We start from the raw sequence: 21,719 nt of genomic DNA, 5'->3' as shown, positions 1-21,719 counted from the left end.
GCAATCTCCATCTGTCCGGCATTAAGACGCCGATGCACGATCATCGGTCGACAGAGGAAGCGATTCAACACCCCAGCGATGGCAGAAGTCACCCAGAGATTCCCCGGGCTTCCGATTCTCCTGAAAGCAGATCAGCATCGGGCGCAACTCTGAAACGATCTCGCTTCGGAGCACCATGTCCTTATAGACAACGTTCAAACGGGTCCCGATCAGATTCCCGCCGACGAAGATCGTGTATTTGCCTTCTTTGGTCTTACCGTCGACACTCCGGCCGACCAGACCAATGTCAGCGTTGTATGGCCTCGCGCAGCCGTTCGGACACCCGGTCATCCGTATTGTGAACTTCTCTTCAGCGAGCCCCATCTCAGCAAGCTCGGCCTCGAGCTCTGAGAGCACAGACGGCAATGCCCGCTCGCTCTCCGTAACGGCCAGACCGCATGTCGGCAGAGCAGGACAGGCGAATGAAAATCGGCGGACGTTGCTGATCTGTCCAACAGTGTCAACACCATGTTCAGCCAGAATCTGTTCTATAATGGGACGCTGAGTCTCATCGAGATCACAAAGCAGGATGTTCTGCTGAGCTGTTAGTCGAGCAGTCGGGACATGTTCCGAGAACAGCTGCCGCAAAGCGGTCTTCAACCTGAGGTTCCCCTCGTCCTTCACCCGTCCATTCTCGATGGGCAATCCCAGGAACCATTTTCCGTCGGCCTGCTCGTGCCACCCCATGTGGTCGTCATGCCCGGTGACATCAGCCCGATGCGGATCGGCAAGTGGACGAGGAACAGTTCCTTCAGGGACGTTGCAATACGCTTCGCCTTGCGAGAGATATTCCTCGACCTTGGCTTTGAAACGCGGCAGTCCCCAATTGTGAATCAGATACTTCATCCGCGCCTGACTGCGATCCTCCCGGTTTCCGAAATCCCGTTGCACCATGATGATTGCGGCAATCACTGGAAACAGTTCTTCGCGAGTGACGAACGCCATACGATGCGCAAGCGCTGGAAAGCAATTCTTCTTGCTGGGAGTTGTCCCCATCCCTCCACCGACAAGGACGTTGAAACCGAGCAAGCGGTCTCCTTCCGTGACGGCCAGAAGTCCAAGATCCTGATCGTAAACATCAATGCAATTGTCGTCGCACAGCGCGAGCCCAATCTTGAACTTTCTAGGCAGATACAGGTTGCCGTAGAGAGGCTCCGGCTCGCTCTCAGACACCGCGTCGATCTGCTGACTCTCTCCCGTGTCGAGGTCGCGAATCCAGATTTCATGATAGGCACCAGTTCGAGGGCGTACGAACTGTGCGATCTGATCGGAAAGCTCCTGAAGTTCGTCCCGCAAACTGTCCTGACGCAGCGGTGCCGGACAGCAACACACGTTTCGTGTCACGTCTCCGCAAGCGGACTGTGTGGAAAGCCCAATCTCATTGATCCGGTGGATGACGTCCCAGAGATTGCCCTTCACTACTCCGTGCAACTGAATACTCTGCCGAGTCGTGATCCGGATCGTTCCGTTGCCGAGTTCATCGGCGATATCAAGTTCCCCCAGGAACTGGGCAGCCGTCATCTTTCCCCCAGGAATGCGATTCCGCACCATGAAGGAATAGGCCTTGTCCAAACCTTCTTTGCGTCGTGAGAGACGCAGATCACGATCGTCCTGCTGATATGTTCCATGAAATTTGAGCAATTTGGTCGTCGCATCTTCGACACGATCGGTGGCGGAATCTGCCAACTCGGCGGCGATGCTGCCACGCAGCCCCACGCTGGCTTCCTTGATCAGTTCGACCTTAGATAACTTCTCGTCGGATCCTTCGCGCGTCATCACGATTCTTTCTATTCCCGTAGACCTGAGTTGTTCTGTTAAAGAGACTTCATGAGATGTAATGAATCACGCGCTGATGAAGCAATTCCCGCCACGTGGCCGAAGTGGGGCGATTATTCGTCAATCTGTTCCATCCCGATCGAGATATCGCCTTCCTCATCGATGATCACGTCGTAGGCGGTGATGTCTTCACAGGGAACTCCGCCCACGCACTTCCCAGTTGTCAGATCAAACTCCGCACCGTGGAGCGCGCAGGCAACAGTGGTCCCGTTCAGCTCGCCATCGTGCAGGGTATAACCGGCATGAGGACAGTAGTTATCAACTGCGTAAAAGTTCTCGCCGATCGCGAACACCACGACATCTCTGCCTGCAAACTCAACGACCTGTGCAGATGTGGTGGCAAAATCCGCGCGATTCGCGATTCTGACTGCATCCTTCATCACGTTCCCTCAGTTAAGCGATTAGCAACACAACGCTGGCATGCGTTGAAAAGCGACTTCGAGAACGCGAACGCGTCGCGGCTGCAATTGATTAACGATCCAGCGCCACGCGGCGTTCTCACGAAGTCTCAGTCAATCGGCACGGTATAGCTGATCGCACCGATGGGGGCTCCCTTTTTGACACCCTCGTAGTGAGGATGACACATCACGCATTTCTGCATCACAACGGGAACCGGCGTCATCGAACGGAGATAGGACAGACCTTCCTTTTCGACGACCTGCTCGTAGCCGGCGGCCCCTTTCTTGAGCCGCGAAACACCTTCCTTCTCGAACGCATCCTGAGCCACATTCTCGGGATCGTAAGGTTCGCCGGTCACATCGAGCAGCCGGACCTTATTGTCTCCTCCCTCGGAGATCGTTTCGAACAGAAGGACCGCAGCGCTCCCGGCGGCAAAATCTTCTTCGTCGTGGACATACTTGTCCGTAATGAGAACGATCGTCTGCTTGAAGATGTTATCCAGCTCTTTCACAAGCTTTTGGGCTCGCTTCACAGCGGCTGGCTCCGGCTGGGCAGTCGCCTCTTCTGCTGCTCTCTTCGTGGACTTCACGTCTTTCGCGAACACGGCTGCAGTGACCAGGACTCCAAATGCGATTGTTAGGGACAGCATGGCGATTCCGGACGTCACATACTTCATCAGTTCTTCCCCCCGCATACGAAGTTAGATGTGGAAGCATCGGACGCTCCGGCATGTGCTGACGTTCGCCCGATTAAAACACGCATAAACCGTACGTGTTTCGAACTGTAAAGAAGTACGGACAGAAACGTCAATAGATCTGGTTCAATGAATCGATCAAGTCCGCTGCAGTTGTTACTCGCAATCAATCTCGTGGTCACTGCCTGAGAGAGCTACGGAAGTCTCGTCGATAGCCTGCTTCGCTGTGGCAGAAATCCTCTGACCGGACTACAATGGCTCGAACGTCTTCTGAGGCTGAAGCGACTCATGAGAACCTTATGGGTCGACATCTCGCACTGCGATCTACATCCCGGATCCCATCAGTTGTGGTGGCTGAGCCCGTCGCCAGCCCCTCCAACGATCACGCTCATAGCCGGTCTTCCGACCTCAGCATCAGCGAGAAACCAAGCCTGAGATCGACTTGTCCGTGCGAACGAGATTCCATGCAGCTGACCACCCAAACCGATTACTGCCTGCGAACCCTGATGTATCTCGCGACCCGTGAAGAGCGAGCAACCATTCAGGATGTCGCTGCGCTGTTTCAGATCTCGGTGCATCACGTCGCGAAGGTCGTCACACTCCTCAATCGCCTCGGTTACATCCGTAGTATCCGTGGCATAGGTGGTGGGATCGAACTCGCCAGACGGCCGGAAGAGATCCGGGTGGGGGAGGTCATCGCGCGTGTGGAAGGCAACACACACCTGCTGAGTTGTGTCGGTACTGACAGATCTTGCATCATTGACTCCTTCTGCAAGTTGAAGGGGGTTCTGGCAGAGGCCGAACGGATTCAGCAAGAGTACCTCAACAGCGTAACCCTGGCCGATGTCGCCCCCTCACAACGACGACTGAACCGAATTTGAGCAATTGGGCAATCTCTTGATGAGAAAGCGGCTTCTGAGCTTTCCGAGGCGTACTGTCTCCCTCTTTGTTGAACGACATTCTGCCATCAGGAGAGGTGTCACCCGTAGTTGACGCTTCGGATCCGTAGCCGACCTGCGATATTCAGCCGAGCGGTCTTAAAGCTCAACACGCAGTCATTTCACGTCGAACCCAAACTTTTGCAAACCGTTGCAGACCGGAACATTCCGTAGCGGTAATACTGCGTAATTGGCGAGTTTCTCCGTAGATTCCGCACGACCAGGGAGCGGGAGATACTGCTCAAGTATGGCAAGCAAGTCGGTCAGCCAATTCGCGAGTTGATCACGATCGTCTCGCCATCGACGCTCCTGCGGTGGGTGCGGGAAGCGAACGGGAGCAAGCCGAAGCCCGCGAATCCCAAAGGCGGTCAGCGGAAGCCGCGGGAGATCAGGGAACTCGCCATCGAGATCGCCAAGACCACCCTTACACCCGAATTATCGGCTAAATGCGGAAACTCGGCATCAAGAACATCAGCCGGCAGACGGTCAGGAACATCCTCAAAGAACACGGGATCGAGCCAGGGCCAGATCGAACGTCCGACTCGTGGACCGACTTTCTGAACCGAAATGGCGAGACTCTGCGGGGATGCGATTTCTTCTCGGTCAAGTCGATGACCGCACGAGACATGCGCAATCATTACATGCTCGTTTTTCCTCAACATGCAAACGCGGGAAGCGATCGTGACGGAGTCAACGTACCGGCCCGACTCAGCCTGGGTCTGCCGACAGACGAAGTGGTTTGCGGAGCAGACTCAGGAGCGAGATAAGAAGCCAGCGATCGTAGTGCACGACCTGGATGCGAAGTTCACGCGGAAGTTCAGAGAGACCGTGAAGGCTCAGAACATGAAGACCAATCCGCTGCCAAAGGCATCACAGAAATTGAACGGCCGTTGTGAGCGATTCATTGAGACGATCAAGCTGGAGTGTCTCAACAAGTTCATAGTGTTCGGAAGGCGGCACCTCGATTACGTGACGGATTCGTTCGTGAAGTATTACAACCATCACCGGAGCCACATGGAGCGGGATCATCTGCCGCCGATCCGGGAGCTGCTGGACGAGGTAGTGACGATTGCGTTCGACGAGCTTGAGGTGGGGTCGTACGTGGGTGGGCTGGTGAAGTCGTTTGCGAAGAAAGCTGTATAGAAAATCGGCGAGCGCCTCGTCGCGCGTGACGGTGAACTTGCGCCATCAGTTAACATCTCCCCCTGCCCTTCCATTTCACCCAACTCATTCCGCAGCTTCGTCTGCCAGGCTCAACCCATTTCGCGGCAATGATTTGCGCCCAACACATCCCATAAGCAGAAGGACTCTATCTAATCCGCAATGAGCGCACTTTAGTAGCTCCACTACTGGTCGATGTCAATAACCACGCCGCAATATCACCTTCCCCTTTACTCTCGTCCCACAAAACGTTCAAAAATTGCTCTTCCTCGCTTTTCGGTAACGCGACAACGGACATTCTCCTCTCGCTAAGGCTACAGATCCCAATATTTCGATCGTCGAACGTTACGATCATGTTTCCCAACTGCGTGAATCTACCCGGCACGACGCCAACCCACTTCAATCGATCCACTTTGCTGCCCTGACCAATCGCAATCGCTTCTTGTCCAAGAGCAAACACGTCGCCCGTCTCGTGTCGGCCCACAAACTTCGGCCAAAAATCAATTAGAAACGGACCATCAATCAACGACTCCGCCTCTAAGTCGTGCTTAGTCTCTAAGACTCCTTCATGATGAATGACAACTCCGCCATCCCAGTATGACACGTTCTGGCACGGCAAAATATCCGCCTCGCTATTCTCCATCGAAACCGATGTGGAAGCACAACGACCGTCTACAAAAGGGCCATCCACAGACTCATGTACGAATATTATATCCCTTCCAGCAACGTTAGCACTACTCTGAAAAACCCACCCCATCCTACACTCTACAGAAAGAACCACATCCAGTTCATCGGTGAACCACATGATCGTTTCACCCATAGGCGCCATCGAATGCGCCCAAAACCCAGGAACACCACTCGTATTGCCAATCGACACCGGCAACATTTCTTCCCGGTCAATAATAGCCTTTGCGTAGATCTCGCGCCCTTCCATCGACACTACACCCTCGCCATCATATAACACCACATTCCCCCGATCGCTGACACATGAAAGGCGCATGCCTTTGCCAGCACAGCCTACTGTATATTGATCGACAACTTCACACACATAGATCACGCCCCACTCCCATCAACGATATGCATTGATTATTTCCATGCCTTCAGGGATCACAAAAAAGGCATCGAAGAATACTGGATCTCGTTGAATATACCCCTTGTTGAACAAATCTCGGAACACCTCTTCTGGGATCTCGACCTAAGGATCGCTCCATAGTCCGCGGCTCTCTTGGGGCTTACCGTCCCGTAAAACCCTCCGTCATTGAGGCCTTTCGGCTGAATTCCGTTACTACACAAATCGCTGGCACTCGCTGCGTCAGTACCGTGGTAAAAGACGTACGTGCCCTCTGACGTAGGCCCACCGTTCGGAAGACTCTCAGGGTCATCAACTAAAGAGATTCCATTTGGCCTCGGTGGCTCATCTGGTTCTCGCCTGCCCTTATTAATGCTATCATCAAACCCACGTTCCGCACTACCCTCTTTACCTTCGAGGGTATCGCCGCTCTTCCCCTTCGACTGATCTGAAAGGTCGATCTCCGCATCGCCGCCGACCTGCTTGAGCGGCGGTGTTGTCTTAGCCGGGGCCTTGGGGTTAGCCGAATGAGGGAAAGGCGTCTTGGGTTTCGGACCGTGAGGCCGCACTGGTCCCGCTGCTCCAACAATCTCTTGAAATGCAGCGAAGTAGTTCCAAGGATCAGTCCATTTATCATACACATAATCCCCACCCCAATCGGAAATTGGCTCACCCGCGTGGAGCTTTATCTGCCATTCTTCGAGATTTCGATTGAGCCCAAAGGACACCCCAGCAGCGGATTCATACCTATCTACATTCTTGATAAAGCCACCAAGCTCACCTGCCGGTATGATCCAGTCAAATCGCTGTACATCTTCAAACAGACCATTTTCGTTCATCAATCGTACTTCAAGTGAAGCAACGTAGTGGCTTAGAACTTCCCCATTCTCCGTTTGCACATAGTATGGGTATACGGTGTACTCCCCAATAGATCTCGGCTCATTGAACCCAACTCGCACGCTGTCTGGCATTGTACCGAGATAAAATGCCACGTCTGGGAACGTAATCGGCCCACCATAGACGCCACTCGGCTCTTCGGCCTCGCAGGCGCACTCACAATCGTCTCCATCATCGAAAGAATCAGCGTAAACCGCAACTCCACCGCTCGGCTCACTCGGTGGCGACGGCGGGATGGCCCGGAAGTTCACTTCCGGGTGACGAAGTCACAAGCAGCTGATCGTTGACGATCGATCTGGGAGGTCCGGGCGTGGTCGCGATTGAAGTCGCGTCGGAAAGACCCTCGAACGGCCCATGGCCAACCGCTTGTTGCTCCGCAACCGGGAGATAAATCTGCCGGCCATCCCGCCATGTGGTCTGCGGGAATTCAGCCACGCGGAATACTCATTCATTTTCTTCGTGATAAAGTAACACATACTTGCCGTCCGTCACGCAGAACCGCGAGTTGAACATATATTGAAACTGGTCAAATGCAACAAACAAACATTTTACCATTACTGTCAACATAACCACCGATCTACCCACCGCTCGATCCACTAACTCCTTTCTTGGAAATTCGTACGTCACCACATCTCCGTGGCGCACCGACTCTACGTTCCATTCTTCCTCACCTTGAAAACCGATATGGTCCCCTGGTCTGACAATCTCCCACTGAACCCACTCGCCGTCGCAAAAGACTCGCAGCATACAACCCCCATCTAAGTGCAATATAAGAAAATCTGGACCTGCATCAGCGCTCACAACCTTCATTCCTCTGCACAGGTCAGTATCTTGTTCGGACATCTGCGTCCTGTGTTCGTGCCTACTCTTCTCTGCCAACGAGGTCCAGACGACGGCTGGGACTGGCCCCCTGCTCACCACAACTCTCTTTGCAACCATCGCTGTCCAATCAGTAGTTAGGGTTATGCGAAGAAGATTTTGCGGTGGTGAACTTCTGTAAAGTTCTATTGTAGAACGACGTAACCCATCGGCCACTCGGCGTTTGTCCGATCCATTTTTGTTTGAACCCGTTCAAGAACATTTCCTCATCCTTCGTTTCAATCTTAATTACCCCATAAAGTTCATCCACTCCTGCAGCGTCTTCGAAACTGCCGTACAACGCGCCGAATGGCGACTCCCTGACCGAAAAGTCCTCAAGCTCCTCAAGCCGATCCTTCGCCTTTACCGGGTCATCAAATGTACCATCCTTGATTGGATTACCAGTCGATTCGTCGATTATTTGGTAAAGCCTTTCTCCATTTGGGCCATCGATTTCTGTAATCTTGTAGGTGTTATGCACCCATAGCGAGAATCCCCAACCATCGTCACCCACGAAGTACGTATGGTCATCTCGAACCCGAAAATTATAGACGGTTTGGACTTCCCCCGTGGGAAACACCGAAGAAATCGGCGCAATCACGTCGTTGTGGCCCGCAAGAAGGTCATTTTCCTCCAGCTCTCGTGCGGGAACCCAGCCCTTGCCGGCCACGAAGAACGGGTGATCCGGCGTTGTTTCAATTGTGTGACCCTCCACGACAATTGCAATCGTGGGTGCCTCAAGAATGAATGTCTGTTCGATCCGTTGCGGGCGAATGTCTCCGCCTGGATCGTGTTCCGAACGCGCCCAGACGTAGTCACCAGCCTTCAGATTTTCAATCGGAACTGATCCACTAGGCGTCAGAATCGGCGTTCCCGCAACAAAACACGTCGGCAGTTGATTCACAATTGGCAACTGGTTCGCATCGGCGGCTCCCCGCGTCGCCGAGCCATCGAGCGTATCCGCCACGTTCTCCGCCGCTCCGTTCTTGAGCCTGTTTTTGACATTCCGTTCCACGCCATTTTCGAGCGATTCTTTCCCTAATCGCATCGGAATGCCAGCCGCTCCTAAGGTGATCAAGTCGAAAGTATCCGAAAGCTGTAACAGTCGTTGCAGATCATTGTTCATGACCCTACGAGCGGCATCATTGTGAATCTGATCCGCCACGTAACCTGGAGGCGGATTGTGGCTCCACTGCAGCCGGTAATCGACTGCCTCTAGGGTGATTCGATCCCAAAATTGCTCTTCGGTCTCAGAGAAGGGGAGGAAGTAATTCGCCGCCGTCCCTAAAGGATCTTCCGCTCGCGCCCTGATACGCCGCAGATCTTCGACGTCTTCAGGGGAAAGCTCCCACAGTTGCCCGTCGATCGTGTAATAGGCTCCTGTTCCGTGATAGGGAGAGATATTCAGGCCAGGATGACCTTCCGGCACCGGGGCTCTCCATGACCCTGGAGGGAGGGGTCCCTCGAAATCGAAAGGAAATTCGCGGGGTCGCATTGAATGCAACCCATCGACTTCACTCGAAATATTGCCTTTGCCCTCAGATTGTGGCGGCTCGTTCGGTGGTTGAGAGTCGGTAGCTGAATTGTTCTCGCTAAGAGGAACTTCACGTTCAAAGGGATATGGGGGCACCTCGTCGCCGTTCGACAGATAATACGTTGAGTCGATAACCTCGCCGCCAAGCGGATCTGTTGAATAGCTATCGACGCGCCAACCAAGATATTCGTTGCCGGCACCCCATAAATCAACTATTTGTTGTTGTGAACCACCTGATCGCGAAAACGATCCACCTAAAGTAGTCGCGCCACCGCTAGCTTGGGTTCCTGCGCCGGAACTACTTGATACAGGAACAGGGGACCCTTCCGTCATCATCGTCGGGTTTCCACCGCCGTTTGTATTCTGATTCCGGAGGTTGCCGTCCCAAGCGACGTTGACCGGATTGGAATTCGCCTGGTTCTGGCTCCTACCGATCGCCGCGAAGGCGTTCTCCCGCTCGAAGCCCTGACCGCGCATCGTTCCCGGATTGCCCTCCGTCAGCCCGATCTCTTCGATCCCCTCCCCATTGCCGAGCCTTGATCCGAACGCACCGTTCAGGTTGTACTCGGCTGCGAAGGCTGCCTCATCCAGGTTCTCTTCGCCCCAGGTGGGATCTGATGCTCGGTCCGGTGTCAGTTCGGTGGGCGTGCTGACCGTTGATGACTGATATCGCTCCGCCGGATCGCTCGCAAAGACCCAGGAGCCGTCGCCGTTCTCGTCGATCACCCATTCATAACCGGCTTCGCGTTGCTGTTGTGAATAAATCGCCTGATCCGCCTGATCGGAAGCGCGTGTGCTCCGCAGCAGTTCCCGTTCGTCTTCGACGAGGTGCTCGTAGATGCGATTTGCCTCATTCTCATCGATCTGCCGCGTGACCGACTCGGCCTGGTCGACCGTGGCCCAGTCCTCGAAGGCCGCCGCGGTGTCGGCCGCGTGCACGTACTGATACAGCTCACGCGGGATCGCCCGGAAGTTCACTTCCAGATGACGAAGTCACCAGCAGCTGATCGTTGACGATCGATCTGGAAGACCCGAGTGTGGTCGCGATTGAAGTTGCGTCGGAAAGACCCTCGAACCGCCCATGGCCAACCGCTTGTTGCTCCGCAACCGGGAGATAAACCTCCCGGCCATCCCGCCAGACTCCAGATGAGATGTATTTCGGGACAGGAGCAGAAATACGGAAGCAGTTGGAAGAGGCCAGGGTTGCAGCTCGGCAGGCACGGCTCAAAGCGAACCGAGGTTTGAGTTGTGAGGCTTGCGAGAAAAATGTGGCGTAGGAATTGGGGAGCGGAGTCGATCAATTGGGATCAAGCGGGAGTGATTTGAGGATTACAGCGAGTTGGAAATGGTGACTGATTCTGAGAACACTTGAGCTGTAGACAAAGTGACGAGAACTCGCGCGGAAAAGTCCAGAATGTTGTGACAAACAGCAGCGCAATCACGTCAGCCTCTCCCCTGCTCTCACATTCTATCCGACTCAGTCCGCGGCTTAGTCTATCCGGCTCAACGCATTTTGCGGGATTGATTTGCGTCAAACACATCCGTTGAACAGGAGGCCGGGATACTGTTGATGCACTGATGAGTTGATTTTCAGTCTGAGCATCAAATCGCGGTTCGTCTCACGCGCCCGAGAACTCGGGCAAAACACACCGAAATGCTGTGACACACAGCACGTCAAAACGCCAGCGGAAACCAGCGTTTAATCGAATCAATATTCTTCCTGCGGTGGATCGGATTGCCGGTGTTCGTCACCGTCTGAAATCTCGAAATCCTTACCATACTCAGTGAAGGCTCGATAAAACGCGTCTTGGATAGGGATAGAGTCCTCAGCTGCCTTAATGTAACTTGGATGTGATGATACATCCTGTTTAGCTGCCCTTAAGCTAATGTTGTAAACTTCTCGAATTGCCTTTATTGCCTCGATGATCGAGAACCCCTCGTGCGCCATTTCTCTGATGATATTTTCTTTGGAAATCCCGCAGTCTACGAGATAACGAATCTTACGCATTTGATCTTCCATTCTTTCTCCTCCAATTGGCTTTTATTTGTATAAATCGATCGTAATGTCAATACAGTGTCCGGGATTCGCTGACGAGCTTCCCTGGACCCTAGTACCCGTAATCTGAAGCTTTTGAAATCCCATCGCTCTGGCCTCGTCGATAATCTTGCTTCGAGCTGCCAATACGTCGTTGAGCATGCCAGTCAACGGACGTGGACCATAAATTGCAACGTCACGTAATATCAGAGTACCGCCTTGGACTTCAACTTCAGCCAAGAATCCAAGTGTCCCTTCGGAAGTGTTGAATGTACGTTCAAAGAGATCACCAGTTTCGGGCGTTTCAGGAGCTGGGTTCACCCGATAAGTGTTCTTTGCCGCATCAAACCCTCTGCTTGCATCCAGACGATGGTTCTCAAGATTGATTCGATTTTGGCCACGCACAAATCCTTTATGATTCGCCGCGGCCGCCCCAGCCGCGAATCCCCCGACGGACAACAACAACTGATCGGCGGAGCCTCCTGGACCGAAGTGCTCATTGTTCCAGCGTTTCCACGCGGCCTCATTCAGATCTTCCTCCGCAGCCCCTGCGGCCGCCATCAGTTCTTCGGGCGTCATTCCTGAAGTTGGGCTCGGAGCCTCCCATTGTGGGCCTTGTTGTTGATATTTCTCCTTTTGCCATTTCTTGTAAGAATCCTGCCGTTCCACGTCAGCGATGATCCAACTGACGATGTCGTAAGTGCTTGTTCCACCGAACCAATCGTTGACCCATCCTTCGTTGTCATCAACGATGAATGCCGTATACGGATTTCCGTTTTCGTCAACGCGATCCTCCACCACGAAGTTGACCCAATAGAGTCGCCGACGTTCAAGAACAACATTACGATCCCTCAAGAACTCTGCAACATCAGGTTTTACGTTCTCCACATAATCAAGCCATGTGAGCTCCTCGGCTGGTTCGAATACTGGCGTCTCCTCCTCGCAGTCACAGTCGCAACTATCTCCTTCGGAGGTCGTTGAATCCAATGCGATAGCCGTTCCGCTGGGCTCACTCGGTGGTGACGGCACCGAAGGTGTCGGCACCTGTCCCGTGGGCGTTTCCTCGGAATTCTGCCCCCGATATCCGTTGTCCCCCTCCGGCGGTTCCGCTCCCTCTCGCTCCGTCGAAACCGACGAGCCCTCGGTCATCATCGTCGGGTTTCCACCGCCGTTTGTATTCTGATTCCGGAGGTTGCCGCCCCAGGCCACGTTAACCGGATTGGAATTCGCCTGGTTCTGACTCCGGCCGATCACCGCGAAGGCGTTCTCCCGGTCAAAACCCTGACCGCGCATCGTTCCCGGATTGCCCTCCGTCAGCCCGATCTCTTCGATCCCCTCCCCATTGCCGAGCCTTGATCCGAACGCACCGTTCAGGTTGTACTCGGCTGCGAAGGCTGCCTCATCCAGGTTCTCTTCGCCCCAGGTGGGATCTGATGCTCGGTCCGGTGTCAGTTCGGTGGGCGTGCTGACCGTTGATGACTGATATCGCTCCGCCGGATCGCTCGCAAAGACCCAGGAGCCGTCGCCGTTCTCGTCGACCACCCATTCATAGCCGGCTTCGCGTTGCTGTTGTGAATAAATCGCCTGATCCGCCTGATCGGACGCGCGTGTGCTCCGCAGCAGTTTCCGTTCGTCTTCCACGGCATGCTCGTAAATGCGATTCGCCTCATTCTCATCGATCTGTCGCGTGACCGACTCGACCTGGTCGACCGCGGCCCAGTCCTCGAAGGCCGCCGCGGTGTCGGCCGCGTGCACGTGCCACGGCGTCGCGCCGCTGGTTGACCAACTCGAGATCTGATTGGCATAAGTCTCCGCCTGCAGGACCGCGAAGTCGGCCCACAATGCCGCATGAGCGTTATCGCGGGTCTCTTGAGCCGATACGCGCGCCTGCTGATAGGTCTTGCTCTTCAGGGCCCGAGCGTATTCATGCGACTCATGAGCGTCCGCCAGGTCTTCCGCGTAGGCGATCCGATCCTCCGACTCGGCCATATCCCGGCTCAACCAGTTCGCTTTGATCAGCCCGGTATAAAGCTCGGCATTGGACGGCGTGTCGGTCGATTCAAAGACCGCGTTCAAAAGTTCCTGCGCGGTGTACTGATACAACTCACGGCCGGCCTGGTAATACTTCGCCTGCGTTCCCGCCAGCGCGACATCCACGTCCCGAGCCGACTCCGCGTGCCCTTTGGCCAAGCCTTCTTCGGCAAGGGCTTCATCCTCGACATACCGACCGAACTCGGCCTGGGTCTGCCGGCAGACCAAATGGGGCGCGGAGCAGACTCAGAAACGGGAGAAGAAGACGGCGTAGTTCGACGATCACGTCGATGCGTGTGACGGTCCGCTTGCGATATCGCTTCAGACCTCCCTCTGCGCACCCATTTCACCGAACTCAGTCCGCGACTTCGTCTTTCACGCGGACCCCAATTCGCGAGATTGGTTTGCGTCAAACACATCTACTGCATAGGCGATCGCTGTCAGCCGGCCGACAAATTTCATTCTTCGGATGCCTTTCTGCGGTAGAGCCAGAAGCTCCTCTGCGAGAGCCGGTCCACAATTGCGGACGTGCGATAGTGGGCCCCATGCCGCTACCAGAGCAACATAATCAGCCAAACAGCTCGGCGACGGGCTGGCCGCCATCGGTAATGGGGACTGGGCGGGAACCATCGTACAGTTCATGAGTCGGATTGATACCGATCGCCGCGTGGATCGTCGCATGAAAATCGGGAATGGAGACAGGTCGTTCGACAATCGTTTTGCTCAATTCGTCGGTCACTCCGAGAGCTCCGCGATGCTTGAGACCGCCCCCTGCCAGCACCAGGCTGAAACAGGTTCCCTGATGCCCTCTTCCTCCCCGTCCATCGTACGCAGCCGGGCGTCCGAACTCGGTGCCGAGTGCGATCAAAGTCTTATCAAGAATTCCCTGCTGTTCGAGATCTGTCATCAGAGTAGACAGTGCAACGTCAAGTTCCTGGATGAGCAGATGCTGGTTCTGCTGCCCTTCGTTATGGGTATCCCAGCCGGTGCCGTTGATGAAGTTCAGGTTGTGCGAGACTTCGATGAATCGGACTCCGGCCTGCACCAGACGTCGAGCCAGTAGACATCGCTGTCCGAACTCGCCCCCATAGGCGTTGCGTAACTCAGCCGGCTCGTCATTCAACTGGAAGTGACGCATGAACTCGGGACCGGCAAGCCGCATCGCTTCGGCTTGGGCGGCCTGATACTGCTCGATGACCGATCCCTCTGGCACGCTCTCGGTCAACGGCCTCAGCAATTGTCGGCGACGTTCCGCTCGGGCGGCTGTCACATCCCCTGGTCGAGAGAATCCGGCCGGACCGCTTTCGGTGTCAACGAGATAGACGAATCCCCCCTTCGCACCCAGGAAGCCGGGACCGCGGCTGACATTCGGGTAACCGATCAGCATGTAGGCAGGAACATCCGGATTGGCTGCTCCCCGCAGATGTCCGATGATCGAACCGATGGAGGGATAGGTAACGCTGCCGCTGATGAGGCGTCCCGTATGGACGAAGTTGGTGCCAAAGGCGTGCTCATCGATGAGGTGGTGATTGATGGTCCGAATCGCAGTGAGGCGATCGGCCTGCTGTGCGGTGCAAGGAAGATGCTCGCAGAACTGGACGCCGGGCACGATCGTATCGATCATGCCGTACTCCGAACCAGCAACTTTCGGAGAGGCTTTCGAGTTGCCACGGCGCTTCGGATCGAACGTGTCGATCTGAGACATGCCGCCACCTAGCCAGAGAAAGATAACATGCTGGGCCTTCCCCTGCGGCATCTCGACAGCACTTGGCGAGCCCAACGCCGTGCGGCCGGCCATCGTGGCTCCGGCCAGTGCACTCGACTTCATCAGAAAGCTTCTTCGATCCATATCAACTCCAGAGGACTCAACAGCGAACCAGATCCGATTGGTTGAACAACTAAACGGCAACAGTGCTAAGGCGTGTAGATCAACTCCGGGGCATTCAATACCGCCCAGACGAAGTCTTCCATCCGCAGTCTCCAGTCGTCAGTCAACGCGTTCGTAGGCGGATCGCCCTGACGAGCCTCCGCTTCTTTTTCGAGAGCGAGCGCATTGGCGGGGCCATCAACATGGTTCGACCAGCTGACATACTTCGTCCGCTTCCGTTCGACTTTCGGTGGTACAACGCGCTCTGAGACAGGAATGACGCGCGTCTCGTATCCCGTGGAAAGCAGACGAACGTACTGCCCTTTCTCTCCATCGGTCGGCGGTCGAGTCAATAAGCGAAGAAAGACACGGTCGACCAGTTCTTCGACCGATTGGTCTTCCAGAGCAAGTTTCGTCATGCCGTGATGATCGCTCAATCGGGTCAGCCAGGTGCTCACGACACCGTTGGCGAGGATGGCCGGCTGCAACACATTCGGATCTGTTTCACGCACACTTCGGGGATCCTGCCGGGCGCCACGCCAGCCAAATGCTTTCATTACGCTCGCCACAGCCGTAATGCGAGGAAGCGACAGGCTGGGCCGGTCCCGTTCGTTGGACGTTGAGGCCAGCATCCACGCCCGTCGAGGTTTGCCCAGCGTAAGGGCGTTCTGAATCTCCCGAACACTGTCGATGTCGAGACTGACCTCTTCCAGTTCAAATGGAGTGCCAGTTGCATGGAACGCGGAATCGACGATCTGTTCGGCCGACAGGCGTCGCGGTGCGGGCGCAATGTACAACGGACTGGTTTCAGTCAGGGTTGAATCGGCCGCTCGCTGATACGCGTGGGAATTGAGAATGAGTTTGCTGATGGCTTTCACATCGTAGCCCGATTCCACGAACCGATGCCCGAGCCACTTCAACAGTAGCGGGTGAGAGACCTGACCGCGTTCCCAGTCGGAAACGTTTTCCACGAGACCACGGCCCATCAGGCGATGCCAGATCCGATTGACCATGACCTGAGCAAACTGCTCATTCTGCGGCGCTGTAATGAGAGCGGCGAGTCGGTCCCGAGAGTCCTCGGGATGTTCCGCCAGCGAATCGGCCACTGATTCCTCACAGTAACGGGCAAACGGCCAGACAGGGTCAACCACGGCTCCCGGTTGAAGGGTGACTTCGATCAACGCCTTGCGCCCCGTCTGATGCAGACGATCGGCCGGAACGCTGCTTGAAGCGGGAAGCTTCACCGAGCCCTGCTTCAACATGGCAGCCAGTTCCATGAGATCCTGCTGTTTCGACACGTGAGACGGTGCATCGTGACAGCGGGCGCACTTCATCTCGACACCCAGGAACGCGCTGCTGATGATGACTCCCTTCGCAGCCATCGGCAGATCGTTCTGAGCAGCGGTACCGAAACCGGCAGGGCCTCCGAACCGCTCGCTGCCTTCCATGCGGATCAGTTCGGTCACAAACAGATCGAGCGGTTTGTTGTCGAGCAGCGACTCGTAGAGCCACCATCGAAACGGACCGGTATTGTTCAAGGTCGGATTGATAATGTTCGGATTCTCGGCGAGAACATCGAGCCAGTAGCTCATCCAGTGATCGGCCCACCGTCGATCGGCCAGCAGTCGATCGATCACGTTGGTCCGCCGCCTGTCTGGATCGTCGTTCAGAAACTCGTTGATCTCTGCTTCGGTCGGCGTGACGCCCACAGTGTCGAGCGTGACACGACGCAGAAAGCTGAGATCGTCGGTCAACGGAGTTGGCTCGATACTGCTGACGTCGAACTGTGGCCACACCGCTCCGCCGGCGATCCACTGTTTCAATATGGCGATCTCTTCAGCTGACAGCGGGTCCCCCTTGGGAGGCATGATTTCGCTCTCGTCCTCAGCCATGATACGGGCGATGAGAGAACTTTCTTCGACGTGCCCTGGAACGATCGCCGGGCCGTATGAATCTCCTCCCCTCAGCATCGAGGCATGATCGTCGATCTGGAGCCCTCCCTGGGCTTTTCCTCCCTGATGACAGGAGTAGCAGCGAGACTCGAGGAGCGGGCGGATCTGCTCAAAATACTCCACACCGCTCTGCTCACTTTGCAGGGAAACTCTTCTCGCGTCCGCGATCCTTGCTCCGAGAAAATGATCAATGGCATTCAGAGCCGGAAAGCCGTCCGGCAAGGGCGGCACGTTAACACCCTCAATTTGAGACAACCACTCCGCGGCGGCGGTGCGTCGCCGGTTCCAATAGTCGGCATGGGCGACACGACAGTTCTCTCTAGCTTTCGCATTCACTTCGGCCAGCCAGTCCCGACGCTCCTGCTCATAGGCTTTCCAACCGGCATCGGTGTACGGAACAGTCCGCTCACTCGGAGAAAGCAGCGACCAGAATTCCGCTCCTTCCAGTGAAATCGCCGCGACGGTCTCGCCCAGTTCGGGACGCTGCTTGTTTCTGCCTTTTACGTTGCCCAGCATCGTCTCCAGAATGACGAAGTGGTCGCCGCCATCAGTCGTGAACTCTCCCCAGACCTCCTGATTGCCAGGCGGGGCAAAGCGAAAGTCCGGCCCCAGATTGAGATAGTCGTCCTGGGCCGACAAAGGAGTGTGCCCGCTCGATTCCGTTGTTCGCGGTGCGGTTTGAAGCACCTGTTTCCCGTCGATGAATAATCGGGACAGCCCACGTCCCCGGAGCAGAAGCCGATGCGTTCCCTTCGGCAAGGGCACCATTGCGGAGGCTCGCACGTGGGACGGATTCGCGCGATCGCCACGCACTCCGGTAGAGACGTACTTATGAGGCACCTCGAAGAAACCGAACACGTCTTCCTCGTATGTCTCGGTGACTTGCGGTTCCGCTGGCCAGCCAGGGGCTTCCGGGACGTCTTTCTCGCTGATCTGCATCAGGACTTTGCCTGCAGGAATCATCTCGCGAGTGACAGGCGGCGGGGGCGGGCAGTAGACATAGCGTTCCGCCATCTCCTGGCGATCGAATCCGGACCGATAGATCGCGAGATTGTCGATCCAGCCGCGGAACGACGACGATTCGCCACGCGTGTATCCCGTGCCGATTACAAGGTCATCGGCATCCTGAACCGGAGGCAGATCGGTCGGACCATTCTCGCTCCAGCTGCCGGAAACTGACTGGCCGTCGATCCAGGCCTGCAGGCTGTCGCTGTCCCCGAACGTGAACTGCAACGCCACATGATGCCACCCAGAGGTAGGAATCGTCTGGGCACTCCACCAGCGGTGCCACGCCCGCTCATTCGTTTCAGGATGCTCACTTGTGAAAAGCAACCCGAATTGAGCCCCGTTCCCCGTTCCCTGAAACCGAATGGAGTAGTTCTGGTTTTCTTCAGGAAAGTCTTCCCCGTGTTTCGGCGAACGTCCTTTACCCAGAATGTAAGCGATCTGTCCGGAGCCAATCGATTGAAACTTGACCCAGCTTTCAAAGCCAAACGTGTCTCCAATTCCGAAGCGAATGTTGGTGAAGCCGCCCCGTTCGTGATCTTTCAACAGGATCCAGCCTTTATGGCCGGAAATGGCAATTGCCTGATTTCGCTCGTTGAAATCGGGATACCGAGGAGATCGCGGCCCCTCGGCTGGCTTTCCGAAGGTCCCTTCCCAGGCCCCCGGTTGAGCGTGCCCGTCAAAACGCCACTGCAGAATTGGCTCGGCAGCCGACAAACTCACGCCGCAAAACACCATGGCGATCAACACCAGCCACGCCAGACTTTGCTGGAACCTGTTTATGAGCATTCTCAATCGCACGTGGGACCTATTCGGAGAAGGATGCACTAAGAATAAAGATTCGGTGATACGTACACTGTTGCACAACGTACGACTCTCAGCAACCGTGAGCACGTCGCTACGGGACGCGGCTTCATGAATGACTCAGGTGAGGTCGTTGCCGCTTTTCGATTGGGACCAATCGGGCTCCGCATACACGGTGGTTGACACGCTCGAATAACGTTCTCACCACGATGCGTACTTGCTCTTCAAATCCGCCATAAATACAATCCAATCAACGCTGGCTGATTGATGAGTCCCCTCCCCGAGTTTCCCCGATCCTCACGATGAGAGACGCCCCATGACACAATGCCGTTTGATCGTGACTTTCTGCTTGCTGATTTTTCCACTCGCTGCGTCCGCAGCTGAACCACAGCAGCCGGCCGAGATTGCCCCCAGGGAGATCGTACATCACCAACTGCTGACAAAATCGCAGGCACTGCTCGCGAAACGGCGGGAAGCTTACGAAGATCGGACCAATGTCGATGACATCCGCACTCATCAACAGGAGTTGAAGCAATATTTTACGAAGGCGATCGGCGGCTTCCCTGACCGCACTCCGCTCAACCCTCAAGTCACGGGCCGCGCTGAGCGAGCAGGTTTCCGCGTCGAGAAACTTCTGTATGAAAGCCGGCCACAGCATTATGTGACGGGAACACTATTCCTGCCGGACAGCAACGAATTCACCGCACCGTATCCAGCCGTGCTGGTGGTGTGTGGTCACTCCGCAAACGGGAAGGCCTACGAAGGGTACCAGGCGTCGTGTGCCCTGCTGGCACTCAATGGCATCGCTGCGTTCATTATCGATCCCATCTGTCAGGGAGAACGGAAGCAGCTGCTGAAGTCCGATGGAACTCCTGTCATCGCCAGCGCCACCACTGGTCATACTCAAGTGGGCATCGGGGCGATACTCCTCGGCTGGAACACCGCTCAGTATGAGATTTGGGACGGCATGCGCGGCATCGATTATCTGCAGTCGCGATCAGACATCGACGGCAAGAGAATTGGTTGCTTCGGCAACAGCGGCGGCGGGACGCAGACGTCGTACCTGATGGCGCTGGATGACCGCATCGTCGCTGCGGCACCAAGTTGCTACATCACAAGCTTCGAGCAGCTCCTGACGACAATCGGACCTCAGGACGCCGAACAAAACATCTTCGGGCAACTGGCCGCCGGGATGAATCACGCTGACTACGTCATCATGCGAGCGCCGCGTCCGACGTTGATCTGTGCGGCAACGCAGGACTTCTTCGACATCAGCGGCTCGTGGGATGCGTTTCGGGACGCCAAGCGAGTCTACATGCGATTCGGCTACGGCGAGCGAGTTGATCTCGCCGAGAACGACGACACCCATGGCTTCAAGAAACCGTTGCGAGAAGCAGCCGCTCGATGGATGCTTCGCTGGCTGGCAGACCGCGACGTTGCGGTGACCGAACCGGAACTCAACTTGTTCTCCGACGAGGAGATGTGGTCCACGCCGAACGGACAGGTGATGCTGCTCCCGGGTTCGCGTTCAGCGTTCGATCTCAACCTGGAAGAAGCCCAGCGGCTTGCGGACGTCCGAGAAAAGAAGTGGAGCAACGAGACTCCAGCACAATCCCGCGAACGCATTCGCAAGACGCTCGGCCTCTCCCCACTCAATGAGATCGCCGCAGCTCAGCCCGAGGACGTCGCGGAAACGGACTCCGAATCCGGACAGCAAGAACAGGTTCTGTTGACGACAACTTCGGGTGTGCCTCTCGCAGGGACCTGGGTAAAACCGAACGGACCGTCGATGGGCACGACATTGTATCTGCATGCGGACGGGGCCAACAAAGCCGTCGAAAGCGATCCGGACTTGAAAGCACTTGTCGAGGGAGGACAGTCAGTCCTGGCGATCGACATTTCCGGAATCGGCACGACCCAGCCGGAAGGTCAACGCTGGTACAGCGACAGTTTCGGCGTCAACGCCGGCAATGCGGTAATCGCCTACCTCTGCGGGACATCGCTGGTCGCTCAACGAACGGAAGAAATCCTGGCAACCACCAGGTTTCTCAGGGCGGAAGAAGACAATGCGAATGCACCGATCTCACTCGTCGCAACCGACGAACTTTGCGTGCCCGCCCTGCATGCAGCCGTCCTCGCCCCGGAGTTAATCAGCGACGTCAAACTGATCCGCCCACTCACCTCCTGGACCGAAGTCATCCGCGGCAAACTCACTCGCAACCAGGTCGTAAACGCCGTCCACGGCGTCCTCCGAGAATACGACCTGCCGGAACTCGTAACACTCCTGGGCGACACCATAACCATCGTCGCCCCAGTCGACGGCCAGGGCAATCCAATCAATTAAAGCCCCGGAAGAACGGCAGCCGGAACCGGGTTCATACCCCCCCCGGTTCTTTCCGAAGACTAAGAGCCTATCCGAAAACCTCTGCGGAGCATTTGCGGTTGAAGGAAAAGGCGGACCCTCCCATTGTGGTGTTATCAGACATCACACAAAGGAGAATCCGCCATGGAACGGTGCTCGGCCTTTTCCCAGTTTCTGACATCAGAGGAGTTTTGGCAATTGATCCGCCCTCTGCTGCCGAAATATCCGATCTCCCCCA

At 55.8% G+C, this 21,719-nt stretch carries 15 protein-coding genes; 3 read left to right on the top strand and 12 right to left on the bottom strand.

The features are described from left to right. Positions 1–21 precede the first annotated feature (21 nt). The 3 genes from L1A08_RS20060 to L1A08_RS20050 form a co-directional block, all read right to left on the bottom strand. Positions 22–1,815, bottom strand: coding sequence for an NADPH-dependent assimilatory sulfite reductase hemoprotein subunit (locus tag L1A08_RS20060; RefSeq protein ID WP_238758319.1), 1,794 nt, complete (start codon positions 1,813–1,815; stop codon positions 22–24). Positions 1,816–1,928: 113 nt separating this feature from the next. Further along, positions 1,929–2,255, bottom strand: a complete 327-nt coding sequence (locus L1A08_RS20055) for a Rieske (2Fe-2S) protein (protein ID WP_238758318.1) — start codon at positions 2,253–2,255, stop codon at positions 1,929–1,931. Between the two features lie 128 nt (positions 2,256–2,383). Next, positions 2,384–2,950 carry a c-type heme family protein gene (locus tag L1A08_RS20050; protein ID WP_238758317.1) on the bottom strand — a complete coding sequence of 189 codons (567 nt, stop codon included), beginning with the start codon at positions 2,948–2,950 and terminating at the stop codon, positions 2,384–2,386. A 482-nt stretch (positions 2,951–3,432) separates the two neighbouring features. Between L1A08_RS20050 and L1A08_RS20045 the strand changes: the two genes are divergently transcribed. Next, positions 3,433–3,849, top strand: a complete 417-nt coding sequence (locus tag L1A08_RS20045) for an RrF2 family transcriptional regulator (protein WP_238758316.1) — start codon at positions 3,433–3,435, stop codon at positions 3,847–3,849. Positions 3,850–4,587: 738 nt separating this feature from the next. After that, positions 4,588–5,049 carry a transposase gene (locus L1A08_RS22885; RefSeq protein WP_238758315.1) on the top strand — a complete coding sequence of 154 codons (462 nt, stop codon included), beginning with the start codon at positions 4,588–4,590 and terminating at the stop codon, positions 5,047–5,049. A gap of 166 nt (positions 5,050–5,215) precedes the next feature. Here L1A08_RS22885 and L1A08_RS20035 read toward each other — a convergent pair whose 3' ends face one another. The 9 genes from L1A08_RS20035 to L1A08_RS19995 form a co-directional block, all read right to left on the bottom strand. Further along, positions 5,216–6,124, bottom strand: a complete 909-nt coding sequence (locus tag L1A08_RS20035) for a hypothetical protein (protein WP_238758314.1) — start codon at positions 6,122–6,124, stop codon at positions 5,216–5,218. A gap of 50 nt (positions 6,125–6,174) precedes the next feature. Beyond that, positions 6,175–7,128: a hypothetical protein gene (locus L1A08_RS20030; protein ID WP_238758313.1), complete on the bottom strand. Its 954-nt coding sequence runs from the start codon at positions 7,126–7,128 to the stop codon at positions 6,175–6,177. 118 nt (positions 7,129–7,246) lie between these two features. Beyond that, positions 7,247–7,468: a hypothetical protein gene (locus L1A08_RS20025; protein ID WP_238758312.1), complete on the bottom strand. Its 222-nt coding sequence runs from the start codon at positions 7,466–7,468 to the stop codon at positions 7,247–7,249. 9 nt (positions 7,469–7,477) lie between these two features. Beyond that, the gene (locus tag L1A08_RS20020; RefSeq protein WP_238758311.1) at positions 7,478–7,876 is read right to left on the bottom strand and encodes a hypothetical protein; all 399 of its coding nucleotides are present in this window, start codon (positions 7,874–7,876) and stop codon (positions 7,478–7,480) included. A gap of 106 nt (positions 7,877–7,982) precedes the next feature. After that, positions 7,983–10,403: a Hint domain-containing protein gene (locus L1A08_RS22880; protein WP_238758310.1), complete on the bottom strand. Its 2,421-nt coding sequence runs from the start codon at positions 10,401–10,403 to the stop codon at positions 7,983–7,985. A gap of 730 nt (positions 10,404–11,133) precedes the next feature. Then, complete coding sequence (locus L1A08_RS20010; protein ID WP_238758309.1) at positions 11,134–11,445, bottom strand: hypothetical protein; 312 nt, start codon at positions 11,443–11,445, stop codon at positions 11,134–11,136. Between the two features lie 21 nt (positions 11,446–11,466). After that, positions 11,467–13,719, bottom strand: a complete 2,253-nt coding sequence (locus L1A08_RS20005; RefSeq protein WP_238758308.1) for a hypothetical protein — start codon at positions 13,717–13,719, stop codon at positions 11,467–11,469. Positions 13,720–14,059: 340 nt separating this feature from the next. Then, the gene (locus tag L1A08_RS20000; RefSeq protein ID WP_238758307.1) at positions 14,060–15,319 is read right to left on the bottom strand and encodes a DUF1501 domain-containing protein; all 1,260 of its coding nucleotides are present in this window, start codon (positions 15,317–15,319) and stop codon (positions 14,060–14,062) included. An 86-nt stretch (positions 15,320–15,405) separates the two neighbouring features. Further along, entirely contained in the window at positions 15,406–19,104 is a 3,699-nt protein-coding gene (locus L1A08_RS19995; RefSeq protein ID WP_238758306.1) for a DUF1553 domain-containing protein, read from the bottom strand. Positions 19,105–19,435: 331 nt separating this feature from the next. Between L1A08_RS19995 and L1A08_RS19990 the strand changes: the two genes are divergently transcribed. Beyond that, a complete protein-coding gene (locus tag L1A08_RS19990; protein ID WP_238758305.1) occupies positions 19,436–21,463 on the top strand; it encodes an alpha/beta hydrolase family protein in 2,028 nt (675 codons plus the stop codon). Positions 21,464–21,719 lie beyond the last annotated feature (256 nt).

Source organism: Rubinisphaera margarita (assembly GCF_022267515.1).
In the GTDB taxonomy this organism is placed as follows: domain Bacteria; phylum Planctomycetota; class Planctomycetia; order Planctomycetales; family Planctomycetaceae; genus Rubinisphaera; species Rubinisphaera margarita.
The sequence above is the reverse complement of the archived record's forward strand: the minus strand, read 5'-3'. Positions and strand labels throughout refer to the sequence as shown.

Coding starts and splice junctions, on each gene's coding strand:
- L1A08_RS20050 (WP_238758317.1), bottom strand. CDS start 2,950: ATGAAGTATGTGACGTCCGGAATCGCCATGCTGTCCCTAACAATCGCA.
- L1A08_RS20045 (WP_238758316.1), top strand. CDS start 3,433: ATGCAGCTGACCACCCAAACCGATTACTGCCTGCGAACCCTGATGTAT.
- L1A08_RS19995 (WP_238758306.1), bottom strand. CDS start 19,104: ATGCTCATAAACAGGTTCCAGCAAAGTCTGGCGTGGCTGGTGTTGATC.
- L1A08_RS20020 (WP_238758311.1), bottom strand. CDS start 7,876: ATGTCCGAACAAGATACTGACCTGTGCAGAGGAATGAAGGTTGTGAGC.
- L1A08_RS19990 (WP_238758305.1), top strand. CDS start 19,436: ATGACACAATGCCGTTTGATCGTGACTTTCTGCTTGCTGATTTTTCCA.
- L1A08_RS20000 (WP_238758307.1), bottom strand. CDS start 15,319: ATGAAGTCGAGTGCACTGGCCGGAGCCACGATGGCCGGCCGCACGGCG.
- L1A08_RS20060 (WP_238758319.1), bottom strand. CDS start 1,815: ATGACGCGCGAAGGATCCGACGAGAAGTTATCTAAGGTCGAACTGATC.
- L1A08_RS20055 (WP_238758318.1), bottom strand. CDS start 2,255: ATGAAGGATGCAGTCAGAATCGCGAATCGCGCGGATTTTGCCACCACA.
- L1A08_RS20010 (WP_238758309.1), bottom strand. CDS start 11,445: ATGGAAGATCAAATGCGTAAGATTCGTTATCTCGTAGACTGCGGGATT.